Origin of the sequence: Rheinheimera sp. MM224 (assembly GCF_947090785.1) — a bacterium.
Taxonomy (GTDB): Bacteria; Pseudomonadota; Gammaproteobacteria; order Enterobacterales; family Alteromonadaceae; genus Pararheinheimera.
Genome location: NZ_OX352320.1, coordinates 2,806,491 through 2,822,218 on the forward strand (window position 1 = coordinate 2,806,491; position 15,728 = coordinate 2,822,218).

The following is a 15,728-nucleotide window of genomic DNA, read 5'->3' on the forward strand; positions in this document are numbered from 1 at the left end:
GTACGGTCGCATTTATTCAGGGAAATCATTTCGCATGAATGACAACACAGTCGCATTTATCGGCGCTGGCAATATGGCGCAGTGCATTATTGGCGGTATGATTAAGCAGGGTTATCCGGCTGAAAACATTATTGCCGCCAATCGTAATGCCGAAAAATTAAAGGTCTTGAAAAGCCAGTATAAGATTGAAACCACCACAGACAATATCGAAGCTGTGACTAAATCTGATGTCATAGTACTGGCGGTGAAACCACAGATGATGGCTGAAGTCTGTCAGCAACTGATAGAGCAAGCGCCAGAATGTCAGGAAAAACTGTTTATTTCAGTCGCAGCTGGTATTTCTGTCGAGCGTTTTGAACAGTTATTGGGCCAGGTACGTATTATCCGCGCTATGCCTAATACCCCGGCTTTGGTGGGTTTAGGCGTCACAGGTTTGTTTCCAAGCCGCTGCTCTGTGTACGAGCAATCTTTTACTGAAAAGTTGTTTGCAGGCACAGGCAAAACTGTCTGGCTGGAAAAAGAGCAGGATATCAACGCCATTATTGCCATCACTGGCAGTGCACCGGCCTATTTTTTCTATTTTATGCAGGCCATGCAACAAGTAGCGCAAGAACTGGGCTTTGATGAAACGCAGGCCAAAGCTATGGTGGTCCAAACAGCTTTAGGTGCAGCGACCATGGCTAATCAGTCAGAGCTATCTTTTGAAGCTTTGCGTGCTCAGGTGACGTCCAAAGGTGGCACCACTCACGAAGCTATTGAAACTTTTAGACAACATAATCTTGAAAGCATGGTCAAAGACGCCATGTATGCAGCGATACGCCGTGCTGAAGAAATGGCAAAAACTCTTTAAGGACTCATAATGACCGAAGCATTCTTTTTTCTGTTAAGCAGCCTAATTAAACTTTATTTGATGGTGGTGTTATTACGCATCTGGCTGCAAAGCGCCAAAGCTGATTTTTACAATCCGTTCAGTCAGTTTGTGGTGAAGGCGACTAATCCGGCCATTGTTCCGCTGCGCCGTTTTCTGCCAAGCATGGGCCCGATCGACACAGCCAGTTGGATCTTCGCTTTTGCTATTTGTGTACTGCATGTGGTGATAGTGCAATTGCTGCAATTAGGTCAGGTGCTTTATATCTATCTGCCGTTAAGTGCATTGGTATTGCTGATCACCGAAGCGCTGCAACTGGCATTCTGGATTTTAGTGATACGCGCTTTACTGAGCTGGTTCAGTCAGGGCCGTAATCCGGTAGAACTGGTGATGCACCAATTGACCGAACCTTTATTACGTCCGGTACGCAGAGTGATCCCTGTGATGGGTGGTTTGGATTTGTCTTTACTGGTGGTGCTTTTAGGTATCCAGTTTATCCAGATTTTATTGAGTAATATGTTACGTGGTTTCTAAATGTTAACCCGACTGGCCAATGGCGATGTCCTGCTTCAATTGCATGTGCAGCCAGGCGCCAGTCGTGATCAGTTTTTAGGCCTGCATGGCGATGCCATCAAGGTAGCGATTAAAGCACCTCCTGTTGATGGCAAAGCCAATGCGCATTTACAGCAGTTTCTGGCATTGTGTTTTGACGTTCCTAAACGTCAGGTACTGCTGGAAAAAGGCGAACTGAGCCGGCAGAAAAAATGGCGCATTGTCGCTCCCTGCTCTGTTCCCGATGCCTTACAACCTTATCTGGAGTCCTGATGAAATACTATCTGTTGGCAGCAAGCCTGATTCTGACCCTGTTTATAAACCCGGTTCAGGCTGAACAAAAAAAAGTGCTGGGGCCATGGGATGTGCATTACATCGCCTTTGACAGCACCATGCTGGATGCCAAAGTAGCGCAAAGTTACCAGTTGCAACGCAGTAAATACGAAGCAGTGCTGAATATCTCGGTTCTGAATAGCAAGGACCAAAAAGCACAACAAGTGCGGATTTCCGGCACAGCTACAGATCTAACTCAAAAGCAGATTGAGCTGACCTTTCGTGAAGTGAAAGAAGGTGACGCCATTTATTATCTGGCACAGGTGCCGGTGCACGACCAAAAACACCTAAACTTTAAACTGGATATCTGGCAAGGTACAGAAAACCAGAAGTTGGAGTTTTCTCAGGTCTTCTATACAGAATAATCCTCTTTTTACGGCTCAGTATCCCTGAGCCTTTTTGTTTCAAAGGTTTCTCTTATGCATAAACTTGTTTTAGCCACTGGCAATAAAGGCAAATTGGCCGAGTTATCTGCCCTTCTCGCACCTTTTGACTGGCAAGTGTTGCCGCAGTCCGATTTTCAGGTGCCGGACGCTATTGAAGATGGCTTAAGTTTTATTGAAAACGCGCTGATTAAAGCCCGCCATGCCAGCCGTTTAACCGGCTTACCCGCTGTTGCAGACGATTCAGGTTTAGCTGTGGATGCTTTAGGTGGCGCGCCTGGTATTTATTCAGCCCGTTATGCCGGTGAGCACGGCAATGATTTAAAAAACCTGCAGCAGTTGCTGGTGGATTTAAAAGATGTACCACAAGGCGTGCGTGCAGCACAGTTTCACTGTGTATTGGCTTTTGTCCGTCATGCGAACGACCCGGTTCCTGTGATAGCTCATGGTATCTGGCATGGCCAGATTGCTTTTGACGCTGCAGGTTCAGGTGGTTTTGGCTATGACCCGATATTTTTGCCTGATGATTCGAACGGTAGTGCAGCTGAATTAACCTCAGAGCAGAAAAAGCAGCTGAGCCACAGAGGCAAAGCCTTGCGCTTATTGGTGTCTTTATTAAAAGGTGAACAACTAAAAGGCGAACAAGGCTGATGAACCTTGCATCGACCATACAGCTGCAATTGCCGCCGCTGGCACTTTATATTCATATTCCCTGGTGTATTCAAAAATGCCCTTATTGCGACTTTAACTCGCATGCAGTCAAACAAGGCATTCCGGAGCAGGAATATATCAGCCATTTATTGGCTGATTTACGTCAGGACCTGGGTTACGTACAGGGTCGTGAAATCAGCTCGATTTTTATTGGCGGCGGTACGCCCAGCACTTTTACCGGTGAGGGTATTCAGGCCATTTTAGATGGCGTGCGTACGGAGCTTCAGCTGACAAGAGATTGCGAAATCACCATGGAAGCCAACCCTGGCACAGTGGAAGCAGCACGTTTTACCGCTTATGTGGCAGCAGGTGTCACACGTTTTTCTATTGGTGTGCAAAGTTTTCAGACAGAACAACTCAAAGCCTTAGGCCGTATTCATGATTGTGATGAAGCGATAAAAGCAGCACAGCTGGCCGCTACTTTGCCGCTTAAAAGCTTTAACCTGGATTTAATGCACGGCCTGCCCAATCAGGATGTCACAGGAGCTTTGGCAGATTTACAGCAAGCTATTGATTTAAAACCGCCGCATTTATCCTGGTATCAGTTGACCATTGAACCTAATACCGCCTTCGCGTCTCGCCCTCCTGTGTTGCCGGAAGATGAAGCCTTATGGGATATTCAGGAGCAAGGCCATCAGCTGTTACAACAGCATGGCTACACTCAGTACGAAATCTCAGCCTATAGCCAGCCTGGTCTGCAATGCAGACATAACCTGAACTACTGGCGTTATGGCGACTACTTAGGTATTGGCTGTGGTGCTCATGGCAAAATCACAGTGCCAGAGACAGGTAAAATTATCCGGCCGGTCAAAATCAAACACCCCAAAGGCTATATGGATATCAGCAAAGGTTATCTGGATGAAAGCACTGAAGTGCAGCCTGATGATCGTGCCTTTGAGTTTTTTATGAACCGCTTTCGTTTACTCGAAGCTTGTCCTAAACAGGATTTCAGCGCTTATACCGGCTTGCCCATCACATCTGTGGAAGATGCGCTTGCCAAAGCAAAACAACTGGGGTTAATTAACAGCACAGAAACACACTGGCAAATCAGCCCAAAAGGCGCCAGGTATCTGAACGATTTGCTAGCACTATTTATCGACTAACCATTCATAAAACAAAGGTCTATTTATGTATTTACGTTACTCAGCACTGGCGCTGGCGGTAAGCTTAGCAACAGTAGCAGGCTGTAAACCGGCCCCTACCCCTATCGATCAAAGCAAAATCATTGAAGCCACTGTGGTTCTGACTGAAAACCAAAAAGCAGACGCTCTGTTTGAAAGTATTTTCCAGCAATCAGTGGATAACAGCCCGGAAACCCAAACGGGTTTAGGTTTAAAAACCAATTACGACCAATGGGACGATTTATCTCAGGCACATCGTGATAAAGAGCTGGAGCAAACCAAACAGCAACTGGCTTTAGTACAGGCGCTGAATATGCAAAGCCTCGACAGCGGCCGTCAGTTGAGTGTGAAATTACTCACCGCAGCCTTGCAGGAAGAGTTGGACGACGCCAAGTGGGACTTGTACAGCTACCCTGTCAACCAAATGTATGGCACTCATTCCAATGTGCCATCGCTGCTGATTAACCAGCACAGCATTAGCAATGAAAGTGATGCCAAAGCCTATATTGGCCGTTTAAAAGGCGTAACTACCTACTTCAAACAGTTAGAGCAACTGCTGCAAGCCCGTGCTGATGCAGGTGTGTTACCACCGAAATTCGTCTTTGCTCATGTGATAGGAGCCAGCCGAAACATTATCAGCGGCGCACCTTTTGACGGTGGTAATGACAGCACCTTACTGGCAGATTTCCGTGGCAAAGTGCAGGAATTAAAGCTGGAACAAGCTGAAAAAGATTTGCTGATCAAAGAAGCTGAGCTGGCATTAGTCGGTAGTGTAAAACCAGCGTATGAAAACCTGATCAGTCTGCTTACCACACTGGAAGAAAAAGCTGGTACTGAAGATGGGGTATGGCGCTTTAAAGATGGCGCTGAGTTTTATGCCACCCGCTTAGCCCGTATTACCACAACCGACTACAGCGCTGAAAAAATTCACCAGTTGGGTTTATCTGAAGTGGCGCGTATTCATGATGAAATGAAAACCATCATGAAAAAAGTCGGCTTTAAAGGTGATTTACAACAGTTTTTTGCCTTTATGCGTGACGATCCACAGTTTTATTATCCAGATACAGCAGAAGGCAAGGCCGCTTATTTAGCCGAAGCTACCCGTATTATCGATACGATGAAATCGCGTCTGGACGAGCTGTTTATCGTCAAGCCTAAGGCCGATATGGTGGTCAAAGCGGTAGAGCCGTTCCGTGAGCAATCCGCTGGTAAAGCCTTTTACGAACAACCATCCATGGACGGCAGCCGCCCTGGTATTTATTACGCCAATCTGTACCGCATGAGTGGTATGCCGAAGTATCAGATGGAAGCTTTGGCTTATCATGAAGGTATTCCAGGCCACCATATGCAAATTGCCATAGCGCAGGAGCTGGACAATGTGCCTAAGTTCCGCAAGTTTGGTGGTTACACCGCTTATATCGAAGGTTGGGGTTTATACACTGAATTCCTGCCAAAAGAGATTGGCATGTATCAGGATCCCTACTCCGACTTCGGCCGTTTAGCCATGGAACTGTGGCGCGCTTGTCGTTTAGTGGTCGACACCGGTTTACATGATAAAAAATGGTCTCGCGAGCAAGCGATTCAATACCTGGTCGACAATACGCCAAACTCCAAAGGCGAAGCGGTCAACGCCATTGAACGTTACATCGTCATGCCTGGACAAGCCACGGCTTACACTGTTGGTATGTTGAAAATGCTGGAACTGCGCGAAAAAGCCAAAACAGCGCTGGGCGACAAGTTCGACATCCGCCAATTCCACGACGTAGTACTGAAAAACGGCGCTGTGCCATTGGATGTGCTGGAGCAGTTAGTGGATCAATATATTCAGTCGGCAAAAGCCAAGGCTTAAACGGACATTTTGCTAATGTTTTGTCTTTCTAAGGCGCCCCTGGTGGGCGCCTTTTTTATGCTGAAGGCCATCTGCTGAAATTCTCCCTGAAACGCTAAAAGTGACTGTTTCTTAAGCTCAGCTATGGATCAAATAAGGTAAAGCTATTAAACGGATTCGTAACAGGATAGCCGTTCCGTTATGCCGAAAATTTCTACACACTGTGCCTTATCCCATTATTGTGGCTTAAGGATACGCTTCAATGTTTACCGTTAAAACCTTCAGTACAAATAGAAAACCCTTAGCGCAGCTGTGTCTGGCTTTATCTTTTTCAGGGATCCTGGCCTGCGGCACGGCACAGGCAGAGACAGCACCTTCAAGCTTCGACAACCCTATTATTAAATACGATACCAAAAACCCAACCAATGAAGTGGGCGACTTGATCTACACAGCAGACCCGGCCGCTTTGGTACTTGATGACACTTTGTATCTGTATAGCACCCACGATGAGGCGGTACCGGATGGCAAAGATTATCGCATGTACGACTACAGGCTTTGGACCAGTAAAGACTTAGTCAACTGGCAAAACAAAGGTGCTGTATTTCGCTACTCAGACTTTCCGTGGGCCAGAGGAGATCAAAAAACCGGCAACGCTTACGCTCATCACGTGATCCACCGTAAAGATGCTTCGGGTAAGTCTAAATACTATTTTTATGCCGCAGTAGAAGGCGGACAAACCGAAGGGAAATTTGGCTTTTCTATTGGCGTGGCGGTATCGGATAACCCTGAAGGCCCTTTTAAAGACGCACGCGGTATGCCGATGATTTTGCTGGAAGATACAGCAAAGGATAAAGATCACACCTGGCGCAATATAGACCCGGCCGTATTTATTGATGATGACGGCAAAGCCTACCTGTATTGGGGTAACCAGCAGTTATGGTGGGTTGAGCTTGAAGCCGATTTAGTCCATCTGAAAGGCGAAAGCTACAGCCTGGATGCAGAAGGCAAGATGCAAAACCGCGATACCAGCAAGGTCAAAATTCATGCTGTCGATACCTTACCGAATTTCGAAGAAGGCCCTTATCTTTCAAAACATAACGGTATCTATTATTTGGTTTATGCGGCGGGTTTTCCGGAAAGCTTAGCCTATGCCACCAGCTCATCCGCCTCAGGCCCATGGAAATACCAGGGCATCATTATGGAACCTCTGCCTAACACCACCACTATCCACCCGGCTATGTTTGATTTTAAAGGCAACACCTATCTCGCTTATCACAGCGCTGACCTGCCGGGAGGAGGCAATTACCGGCGATCAGTCAGCCTCGACCGAGTGTATTTCAATAAAGACGGCACTATTAAACCTATAGTGAGAACCTCAAAGAAATAGCCCGAACCATCTGTTTATTCAGAAGATAAAAAAGGAAAGGAATGAGATGAAAGATTCAACTATAAATCGCAGCTCGTCAGGCTTGAATAAGTTTCGACAAGGCTTTCTGCTGGCAGCTTGTTTGTTCACAGCGCAGGCGGTTGCTCAATCAAACGACGTCATGACTCCCATCACATCGCCCGATCAGAGCAATGCGATAGAGCTTGGTACAGGTCCACTGCCTGATGCCAAGGCACAAGAATCCTGGCATTCGCAGTATGGCAGCAGATTTGCGCGTAACGTCACAGTAGCCACCCTGACCCCATTTCTGCCCGATGCAAAAATAGCCAGCGGCGCAGCTGTGATTGTGGCACCTGGTGGTGGTTTTCGCACTTTATCCATGGACAACGAAGGCTGGGATGTCGCCAAAGCTCTGGCGAAGCAAGGTGTTGCAGCTTTTGTGCTGAAATACAGATTAAATCAAACACCGGCCGATATGGCAGCCTTTGAGCAAGAAATGGTGCAGATGTTTTCCGGTACTGCCCGCCGCCCGCCCCGCCCTGATCCGGCCGAAATGGTGAAACGTCTGGCACCACAACTAGAAGATTCAAGCGCGGCCTTTGCCCTGATCCGCAAACGCGCCACCGAATGGAAAATCGATCCGGACCGTATTGGCATGATAGGTTTTTCCGCCGGCGCTATGCTGACTATGGCAACGACACTGGTAGGTAAAGACACTAAACCTGCTTTTATCGCCAATATCTACGGCCCTTTGGCTGAAGTGGCAGTTCCAGCCGATGCGCCACCACTCTTTGTTGCCCTTGCCGCAGATGATCCTTTTTTCGCTAATGGTGACTTTGGCCTGATTAAAAGCTGGCAGCTAGCCAAGAAGCCGGTCGAGTTTCACTTTTACGAGCAAGGGGGTCACGGCTTTGGTATGTATCCGAAAGACACCACTAGTACTGGCTGGTTTAGTGCCTTCAGTAGCTGGTTAAAGATGCACGACATGATGAAACCTAAAGCCTAAAAGCCAGGCGGCTAATCTGGCCGCCTCCTGTGCATTCACGAAATCGTTACTGTAGGGGCGTCCCTTGTCGGCGCCCGTTTTCAGATGATCTGCCGGGCTCCTCAATAAATCCGCATCACATGGGGCCGATGTAAAGCAAGCAATCAAGAGACATTCATAATGAGAACTATAAAAACCATACTTTTAGGCGGGCTATTTATTTTCACCCCTTTTTCTCACGCCGATTTTGTGGACGACTTTAATACTAAATCAGTAGCAGGCTGGCAAACCTCGACCGGAGATGGCGAGGCGCAGTTAAAATTTATACCCATGGATGGTTTTGCTCGTATGCAGGTCGATGCAACTCAGGATCAACACAATATCTATTGGACCATTATCAAACGCGATATTGCCCAGTCCCTGGATATGGAAAAGCTGAAAAGCCCAAACTACGAATTACGCGTGGAAGCTCGCGTACGCCCCAGCCATTCACCGCGGCGGGTCAACTTTATGATCAACACACAGCGCACCACGGATTATCACGAGCATTTACGTGAATATGATCTGGGCCAGACTGCGGACTGGCAAGTGATCAGTATGACGACGCGCAACCTGGATGCAGTCGCTGGTGATCAAGTGAATATACAACTTGGAGTCACAGATTGGGGGCCAGGCGAATATCACTTAGATGTAGATTATTTTCGCGCTGAAGTGGTTCCAGTGAAGAATGCAAAACCGGATCTAGGCGAGCCTCTTGTTTATCATCCTCCTATCCCTGCACTTAAAAGCTTCACACAGCATCTGAAGGTAAAGCACGATGCAACTATTAACTCCGCATTCCCTTTAGTGAATTTCAATAAGTGGACATCCGACAATACACGCGTTTTAACAGTGAGCGCAGGGCAATACCCACTGCTGCGCTGGGACTTACAAAGCCTTCGCGGCCAAAAAGCCAATGGCGCTGGCGTCTTGGAGCTAACCACCCAGTCGCTGCAAAAAGGGGGCGACTATAGAGGCGCTTTGGGTGAAGATTTTGGTATTGAGTTCGATAAAGTAAGGGTGTTTGAAGTTTTCGGCGGCGATGAAAACTGGCAACAAAATACTGTCACCTTCAACAGTTTTACTCAGGGCAAAGATCTGCAATCGACCATAAACGGCCAAATGATTTTTGATACAGAGGTTGCTCAAGCTCAGGGGAAAACCCTGGTGACTATCCCGCGCCCCGTATTGCAACGCCTGCTCGATGGCACCACACGCGGACTCTTGCTGCAGCCACTAGGAGCGCTTGAAGTGTCGTTCTACGACTCAGAGCACGGCGATGGCAATCAAGCCCCTACATTGCATTTCAGTAGCAGCGCGCAATAAAGAGCTGAGGCCCCCCATGAACCATTTTTTTAAACTGCTAGCCATACTGAAACTGCTGGCCCTCTGCGCTGTAATAGCGCTTGCAGGCTGTACAACGCCATCAGCTAACACAGCGGCACCCAATCAAATCCACACCTGGCAGATGCAGGAAATTGTGCTGCTTGCAGAAAAGTCTTACCCAAATTATTACACCGACGTCGATATCTGGGTGCAGTTGAAGGGACCAGGCTTTGATAAACGCGTCTATGGTTTCTGGGATGGCGAGAATCGTTTTGTGGTGCGCGTGGTGGCCACCACGCCAGGCGAATGGACATGGCATAGTGCGTCGAACCACGCTGATGACGCGGGTTTGAATGGCCACTCAGGTTCCTTCACCGCCATTGAATGGCCTGCTGCTGAAAAAAAACAGAACCCTAACCGGCAAGGTTTTGTCCGTGTCTCGCAAAATGGTCACGCCCTTGAATATGCCGATGGTACGCCCTTTTTTATGGTCGGTGACACCTGGCTGGCTGGCACAACCTGGCGCTTGCCGTTTCGAAATGCGCCCACCTCAGATGATTACCAACCAGGCCCAGGTATTGGTTTTGAAGATGCAGTGGCTTTTCGTAAGAAACAGGGTTTTAACTCCGTCAGTATGATTGCCGCTTTTCCCAATTGGGATGCAGATTTAAACCCCAGCACCCACGCTGATAAAAATGGCATTTACTTGCGAAATGCCTGGGAAAAATTCGGTTACGACGTGGCAAGCGGAAAAGGTACAGATGCTTCGGGTGGCGTCAGTTATTGGGGTTCATTTACCGCAAAAAGTATGCGCGATGAATACGGCCACCTGCCCTTTGCTCTGTCTGCAGAGCATAAAGGTGTGTCAGATTTTACCCGCATCAACCCGGATTATTTCAAAAGTCTCGATCGCAAAATGAATTATTTGTCGCAACAAGGCTTTGTGCCGCTGCTGGAAACTGTGCGGCGTGACGTAGGCCCTTCATGGCATGCCTATTTTAATTTCAATGAAACTTTTGCCCGTTACACGCAGTATTTAATTGCGCGTTATGGTGCCAACAATATCGTATTTAGCGGTATTCATTTAGATTGGATCCCAAAAGAGTTCAGCCTGAGCGCCGCACAATTTAATGAAGCCCTGACCTATCACTTGAAAAAATATGGCCCACCGCCCTTTAACCAACCTGTGACTGTGCTTATTGATCGCTCTACGTATGAAGCCTTTGGTCATGCTGAACAAGTGCCCTGGCTGACCATGCACAGCGTAGGTAACAAACCACGCGATCATCGCGTAAGTTCCGCATTGGAAACGCAATTTAAACTAACGCCAGCCTATCCGACTATTAATTTCGAACCCTATTATACCGGCTGGCTTCACGAGATTAACAAACCCGCAGGTGAAGAACCGCCGGCAAATTCTGCACGGGATAATTATTTTGCGCGCGCACAAATGTATGGCTCAGTGCTTTCGGGCGGCTTGTCTGGCCATGTGCACGGCACTGCAGCCTATGACCTCACCTCTACCGGTGAACCCGCAGATGCCAGGCCGCATATCTGGGATGCATTAAATTACAAATCCGCCAGCTATATGCAGCATCTGCAGGCCTTTATGCTGTCGGAAGGCCGCCGCTATCAGGATTTATTATTAGCCTCTGACGAGATTTTTCCACGTAAAGCACCGGGCAGCCCAGAGGATGGGCTCGATGGTTGGTCCTATATGATGCGCACAACGGAAAAAGATCTCGCGCTGCTTTATTTTGAAAATAGGGCAGCCCTGCCAAGCTTAAAAGGCTTCGTGCCAGGTAAAACCTATACCTTGAAATGGTTCGATCCAATCAATGGTCAATGGCAACAAAGGGTTTCGATGACTGCGAATAGTGAAGGCACCTTATCCATACCGGCCTTTCCGCAAGATAAACAAATCGCCAGCCGCGATTGGGCTGCAAAAATACTGTTAGATCAATAAGGGCTGTTGTTATTGATTTGATTCAGCGGGAAAAGCAAAGCTAAAGCGATGTCAGCTTTGCCTCCGTTGCTTTTGTCTACCTGTATCATCACTTTATGAAGCCGACAGTGCTTGTACATCTGGACGAATATACAGTGTTATTTGCTTTTACCAGAAAACAGGCACGCTTTGGACAAACCAACAGGCACATTTATCTGTTGCTGAAGAAGGAAAAACACTCTAATTTAGATACTTAGAGCGGACCAGACTAAAAATAACAGGCCAGATAAAAGTAATAATGTGCCAGCACGCTTTTGGTTGCAGTGATCAGTGGTTGATTGTAATTAATCAGTTTTTATCAATACGTTAAAGCTGGCGGGTCATCTGGTATAACCAGAGAAAGCGTGCTGGCACAATATACAAATGTTAGGTAATCATATGAATAAGTGTATATTTCTGGCCTTTTTATTAATTTCATTCGGCATTAATGCTGTTGAAATAAAGCCATTCCCCCGAGCGAAGATAACTGTTGAGCAATGGCAAGAATACTTTAATAAAGTAAGCAATGATTTTGGCGAAACAAAAAGAACTTATGAAGATCAGAATTTAGTCGTTTTCTCAAATGATGAATTGCGTGCAAATTTTGCTTTCACCACAAAAAATCATCCTGCGCATCCTGCTTGGGTGACCAGATATGTAACCCAGAGCAACGACTCGGTTAATATTGCTCAGATAGGCTACTTTGCGGGTGATGAAGCACCTTTCGCAAAGCTGTTTCAAGAGTATGCAAAACTAAACGACAGAGTTAAAGAAAACTTAGGGCTAGAAAATGGTACAAATTAAGAAAGACCCTAACAAGTTACTTAATTTCGTTCCGGCCACGAAAAGCATTGCCTCCACGGGACTGCCTACGGTGCGCTGCGGCAGCCCATTAGTAATGCGTTATGCAAAAGAAGTGAATCGGTGAAATTTTCTAAAGTAAAAAACAGATATATAAAATTGTTTAGCCTTTTTGTGCTGTCTTGCTTTCTGACGTGGTCAATCGGCAGGCCGCAGGTTGAAATGGCTCATAGAATTTCCTACTCCACTTGCAGCGGCATATCGCCCTCATCATCCTATGAATCCATAAGGAGTATGTTCGGTGATTTGGATGCTCTGAAGTATCCAAAAATTACGGATTATAGGTCGTCGGTAGTATTCCCATTTTTCGTATACAGTGATGGCGGTATTGGGTCTTGCAAATTCAAGGAAACGACGTTTTGGTTTTTAGGATTTGTTTTCCCCATTTACAGTACTTATTCATATGCTATTGATAACTAGCGTATTGCATAACAAGTTGCTTAATTTTGTTCCGGCCACAAATAGCGTGGCCGGAACTGGACTGCCTACGCTTCGCTACGGCAGCCAATTAGCAAAGTGTTATGTGCCATGGAGGTAGCTATTAAACCGAACGCAGATAGTTGGCACTTGATCATTAAAAGTGCAGCGTTTCCGATATTTCTAGTTCTATTAGCTGCATTAGCGGGCGTTCATATCGTCGAATTTGATACTTCAAAGTTTGAGTCATGGTTCGCTTGCTTTAGCTATACAGCGTTATTGCTTGCAACTTTAAGTGAAGTAAAAGAAAAACCGCAAAAGAAAAACTGGTTCATTAACCAAAACACTAAAACAGGGAAGCACACTTTTTCAGTTTGGTCTCTGCGTTGGTTAAAATTGTGGGTGTTTATTTCATTAGTTGTTTTTGTTTTTTTCGTTCTTGGGGCGATCGGCATAAATGGCACATAACAAACCACTGTAGTCACTCGCTGGCGCTCGTTGGGACACAAATATGCAGGCTCCCTTCGCTTCGCTCTGTATTGTAGCCTGCATGTTTGTGCCCCTAAGTGCGGCGTTATGTGTCATAGAGCATCGAATGGAAATTGAAGCTAAATTACAAAGTAAGCTTGAAAAGATTTTTCCTGAGCAAAGTGAAAGGGAGAAAGCTACAGAGGTTTTGGCTGAGTACGGAAAAGAAACCTACGAACAAGAACCTATTCGTGTCCGTTTGGCGATACTCAAGATGGCTGGCCCAAGTATTGAAAAATTGCATGAGTTTACTAGTGCTGCGAAAGGTGACTTTCGTGATGTTTTGTCATGGGCAGAGTATCCTCGGCAAAGTAAGCATTGGTCTGCAACTGGTGCAAAAAAAGAAAAGCTGGTAAGTGCCGACTTAAATGAGTACGAAACATGGTTAAACACATAACAAGCAAAGGCAGCATCGCCCTGCGGGCTGGACGCGCTAACGCGCGCCGCTGCTTTGGGCGTTATGTGGCGTGGAGATAAATTGAAAACCTCAAGAATCGTCAAATACACTTTCGTCATATTAGTAGCACTTACAGCATTAAGTACATTTACGAGTATGGTAATCGGCGTCGACAATTTAGCGGCTCTTTCGTTTGGCGAGTATTTTATATCTCAATTACTACCGCCATCTATGTTAGCAGTAGTCATGTATGCGCTCATGGCGAAACGAGACGTAACTAGAGCATGGAGCTATGCTGCCAGTGTATTTTTGTTTGGCTTTTTATTAGGCACTTTAATCCTTTCATTGCTAATGCAAGAACTGTATATCCCACCAACATGGTTCGTAGATCTGCCTTTGTCCATCGCCTCAGCTATTGCTGGGACTTTAGCCGGGATAAAGTGGGGTATAAAAAATGCAACTGCCACATAACAAGTTGCTTAATTTCGTTCCGGCCACAAAAAACGTGGCCTACGCTGCGCTGCGGCAGCCAATTAGCAAAGCATTATAAGCCTAACGAGCTACATTGATCTCTGAACCAGCAAACAGCATTTTAGTAATCATTATTTGCATAGTAGGCGCGTTGCACTTTGGCGGTATTCTTGCAACTTCCAAAAAATCGCCAGCCTTAACATGGATGAAAGCAAAACATCCTTATTTTCCAAAGATAATTGTCATAATGCTGGGATTAGTAGCAGTTACAAAAGTAGTTGGGTTGTTGTAGTGCATTATTTAAACACTCAGCATTGGGCTTATAACAAGGCCTGGCACGGCGACGTTTTTTTTGTTGCGGCTACGCCTTCACGACAAAGCCGCGCGTGATGGCGGCGTTAACTCTCTTTACTGCAAATCAGAAAGACTATTCCCACAAAAACCACCAAATCCCTATTAGGCCACTGTTTTATATCCACTTTAGTCAAATCCCTGCGGAGTACAGCTAAAGCTGTTCAACGCATTTCTTACGTTGGACTTTGGATAGCTTTAACCAAAAAACTCACACCTTGACCTGCTTTCTCATCGCCTGAGGCACCTGCCCCACTATGCGCAGAAAAGAGCGTCTCATTCTGTCTCTGTCACCAAAGCCTGTTTCGATGGCAATTACATCCAGCGGATGGTTGCTTTCTTCCATCATCAGTCTGGCCATTTCCACTCTGAGTTTCTCAATGGCTTTGGCTGGTGGCACACCGGTTTCTGCGGTAAAAATGCGGCTGAACTGCCGTGGGCTAATGTGTGCGGCCTCTGCCAAAGCCTCTACAGACAATTCAGACTTCAGGTTTTGTCTGGCAAAATTCAGTGCTTTTTGAATACGGTCAGAGCGGGGTTGCAAGTCAATCAAGGTGGAAAACTGCGATTGTCCTCCGGCTCTTTGATGATAAACCACCAGTTTTCTGGCAACACTTCTGGCGAGTTCAACGCCATGGTCGGCTTCAATCAATGCAATAGCTAAATCTATGGCTGCAGTCATACCAGCCGACGTCCAGACAGGCCCGTCGGACAGATAAATTTTGTCCTGTTCTACTTTTACTGCAGGATAATTTTGCTGCAATTTTTGCGCGTAAAACCAATGTGTGGTGGCTTTACGGCCATCAAGAATACCAGCCTGAGCCAATACAAAAGCAGCGGTGCAAGGTGCGGCTAAGCGTCGAACCCAGGTCAGAGAAGATTGCAGATATAGACAAACCGGCTCTGTGGCTTGATCAAGATCAGCACCAGCCCCAACAAATAAGGTATCAAACTTGTACTGATCCATGGCTTCTGTTGCCACTTCAAAGCCAATAGAAGAGCGGATTAACCCACCCTGCTCCGAAATTAATTTCAACCTGTAAGCGTCCTTTTGCAAGCCACGATTGGCCATCTCAAAAGCAGAAGCAATAGCCAAGCTCATGATCTGAAAGCCAGGAAATACCAATATACCTATGCTGTGCATCGTTTTGCTCCCAGTCAGCCATTACCGCCCGTCATAAAAAGA

At 46.6% G+C, this 15,728-nt stretch carries 16 protein-coding genes; 15 read left to right on the plus strand and 1 reads right to left on the minus strand.

Features of this window, described 5'->3' with window-relative positions:
- Window positions 1-34: 34 nt before the first annotated feature.
- The 15 genes from proC to OM978_RS13230 all read left to right on the plus strand — a co-directional run bounded on the left by proC (window position 35) and on the right by OM978_RS13230 (window position 14,191).
- Entirely contained in the window at window positions 35-850 is an 816-nt protein-coding gene (gene proC, locus OM978_RS13160; protein ID WP_264342650.1) for a pyrroline-5-carboxylate reductase, read from the plus strand.
- Window positions 851-859: 9 nt separating this feature from the next.
- Complete coding sequence (locus OM978_RS13165; protein ID WP_264342651.1) at window positions 860-1,402, plus strand: YggT family protein; 543 nt, start codon at window positions 860-862, stop codon at window positions 1,400-1,402.
- Window positions 1,403-1,693 (plus strand): DUF167 family protein, encoded by a 291-nt coding sequence (locus OM978_RS13170; protein ID WP_233009822.1) that lies wholly within the window; start codon window positions 1,403-1,405, stop codon window positions 1,691-1,693.
- Window positions 1,693-2,118, plus strand: a complete 426-nt coding sequence (locus tag OM978_RS13175) for a DUF4426 domain-containing protein (protein WP_264342652.1) — start codon at window positions 1,693-1,695, stop codon at window positions 2,116-2,118. Before OM978_RS13170 ends, OM978_RS13175 begins: the two co-directional genes overlap by 1 nt.
- 54 nt (window positions 2,119-2,172) lie before the next feature.
- Window positions 2,173-2,787 carry an RdgB/HAM1 family non-canonical purine NTP pyrophosphatase gene (gene rdgB / locus OM978_RS13180; protein ID WP_264342653.1) on the plus strand — a complete coding sequence of 205 codons (615 nt, stop codon included), beginning with the start codon at window positions 2,173-2,175 and terminating at the stop codon, window positions 2,785-2,787.
- A complete protein-coding gene (gene hemW / locus OM978_RS13185) occupies window positions 2,787-3,950 on the plus strand; it encodes a radical SAM family heme chaperone HemW (protein ID WP_264342654.1) in 1,164 nt (387 codons plus the stop codon). Before rdgB ends, hemW begins: the two co-directional genes overlap by 1 nt.
- 25 nt (window positions 3,951-3,975) lie before the next feature.
- Window positions 3,976-5,817, plus strand: a complete 1,842-nt coding sequence (locus OM978_RS13190) for a DUF885 domain-containing protein (RefSeq protein WP_264342655.1) — start codon at window positions 3,976-3,978, stop codon at window positions 5,815-5,817.
- A 241-nt stretch (window positions 5,818-6,058) separates the two neighbouring features.
- Window positions 6,059-7,183, plus strand: coding sequence for a glycoside hydrolase family 43 protein (locus OM978_RS13195; RefSeq protein ID WP_264342656.1), 1,125 nt, complete (start codon window positions 6,059-6,061; stop codon window positions 7,181-7,183).
- 46 nt (window positions 7,184-7,229) lie between these two features.
- Window positions 7,230-8,189: an alpha/beta hydrolase gene (locus OM978_RS13200; protein WP_264342657.1), complete on the plus strand. Its 960-nt coding sequence runs from the start codon at window positions 7,230-7,232 to the stop codon at window positions 8,187-8,189.
- A gap of 159 nt (window positions 8,190-8,348) precedes the next feature.
- On the plus strand, window positions 8,349-9,533 hold the full coding sequence (locus tag OM978_RS13205) for a hypothetical protein (protein WP_264342658.1): 1,185 nt from the start codon (window positions 8,349-8,351) through the stop codon (window positions 9,531-9,533).
- A gap of 16 nt (window positions 9,534-9,549) precedes the next feature.
- Window positions 9,550-11,499 (plus strand): DUF5060 domain-containing protein, encoded by a 1,950-nt coding sequence (locus OM978_RS13210; RefSeq protein ID WP_264342659.1) that lies wholly within the window; start codon window positions 9,550-9,552, stop codon window positions 11,497-11,499.
- 417 nt (window positions 11,500-11,916) lie between these two features.
- Window positions 11,917-12,321, plus strand: a complete 405-nt coding sequence (locus tag OM978_RS13215) for a hypothetical protein (protein WP_264342660.1) — start codon at window positions 11,917-11,919, stop codon at window positions 12,319-12,321.
- Window positions 12,322-12,906: 585 nt separating this feature from the next.
- Entirely contained in the window at window positions 12,907-13,263 is a 357-nt protein-coding gene (locus OM978_RS13220) for a hypothetical protein (protein WP_264342661.1), read from the plus strand.
- 127 nt (window positions 13,264-13,390) lie between these two features.
- A complete protein-coding gene (locus OM978_RS13225; RefSeq protein ID WP_264342662.1) occupies window positions 13,391-13,720 on the plus strand; it encodes a hypothetical protein in 330 nt (109 codons plus the stop codon).
- An 81-nt stretch (window positions 13,721-13,801) separates the two neighbouring features.
- Window positions 13,802-14,191 (plus strand): hypothetical protein, encoded by a 390-nt coding sequence (locus OM978_RS13230; RefSeq protein WP_264342663.1) that lies wholly within the window; start codon window positions 13,802-13,804, stop codon window positions 14,189-14,191.
- 562 nt (window positions 14,192-14,753) lie between these two features.
- Here the strand turns inward: OM978_RS13230 and OM978_RS13235 are convergent.
- A complete protein-coding gene (locus OM978_RS13235) occupies window positions 14,754-15,686 on the minus strand; it encodes a GlxA family transcriptional regulator (protein ID WP_264342664.1) in 933 nt (310 codons plus the stop codon).
- Window positions 15,687-15,728: the final 42 nt, after the last annotated feature.

What these genes read in the sequence shown, in the direction of transcription:
- proC (WP_264342650.1), top strand. Translation starts at nt 35, where the DNA reads ATGAATGACAACACAGTCGCATTTATCGGCGCTGGCAATATGGCGCAG.
- OM978_RS13165 (WP_264342651.1), top strand. Translation starts at nt 860, where the DNA reads ATGACCGAAGCATTCTTTTTTCTGTTAAGCAGCCTAATTAAACTTTAT.
- OM978_RS13170 (WP_233009822.1), top strand. Translation starts at nt 1,403, where the DNA reads ATGTTAACCCGACTGGCCAATGGCGATGTCCTGCTTCAATTGCATGTG.
- OM978_RS13175 (WP_264342652.1), top strand. Translation starts at nt 1,693, where the DNA reads ATGAAATACTATCTGTTGGCAGCAAGCCTGATTCTGACCCTGTTTATA.
- rdgB (WP_264342653.1), top strand. Translation starts at nt 2,173, where the DNA reads ATGCATAAACTTGTTTTAGCCACTGGCAATAAAGGCAAATTGGCCGAG.
- hemW (WP_264342654.1), top strand. Translation starts at nt 2,787, where the DNA reads ATGAACCTTGCATCGACCATACAGCTGCAATTGCCGCCGCTGGCACTT.
- OM978_RS13190 (WP_264342655.1), top strand. Translation starts at nt 3,976, where the DNA reads ATGTATTTACGTTACTCAGCACTGGCGCTGGCGGTAAGCTTAGCAACA.
- OM978_RS13195 (WP_264342656.1), top strand. Translation starts at nt 6,059, where the DNA reads ATGTTTACCGTTAAAACCTTCAGTACAAATAGAAAACCCTTAGCGCAG.
- OM978_RS13200 (WP_264342657.1), top strand. Translation starts at nt 7,230, where the DNA reads ATGAAAGATTCAACTATAAATCGCAGCTCGTCAGGCTTGAATAAGTTT.
- OM978_RS13205 (WP_264342658.1), top strand. Translation starts at nt 8,349, where the DNA reads ATGAGAACTATAAAAACCATACTTTTAGGCGGGCTATTTATTTTCACC.
- OM978_RS13210 (WP_264342659.1), top strand. Translation starts at nt 9,550, where the DNA reads ATGAACCATTTTTTTAAACTGCTAGCCATACTGAAACTGCTGGCCCTC.
- OM978_RS13215 (WP_264342660.1), top strand. Translation starts at nt 11,917, where the DNA reads ATGAATAAGTGTATATTTCTGGCCTTTTTATTAATTTCATTCGGCATT.
- OM978_RS13220 (WP_264342661.1), top strand. Translation starts at nt 12,907, where the DNA reads ATGGAGGTAGCTATTAAACCGAACGCAGATAGTTGGCACTTGATCATT.
- OM978_RS13225 (WP_264342662.1), top strand. Translation starts at nt 13,391, where the DNA reads ATGGAAATTGAAGCTAAATTACAAAGTAAGCTTGAAAAGATTTTTCCT.
- OM978_RS13235 (WP_264342664.1), bottom strand. Translation starts at nt 15,686, where the DNA reads ATGCACAGCATAGGTATATTGGTATTTCCTGGCTTTCAGATCATGAGC.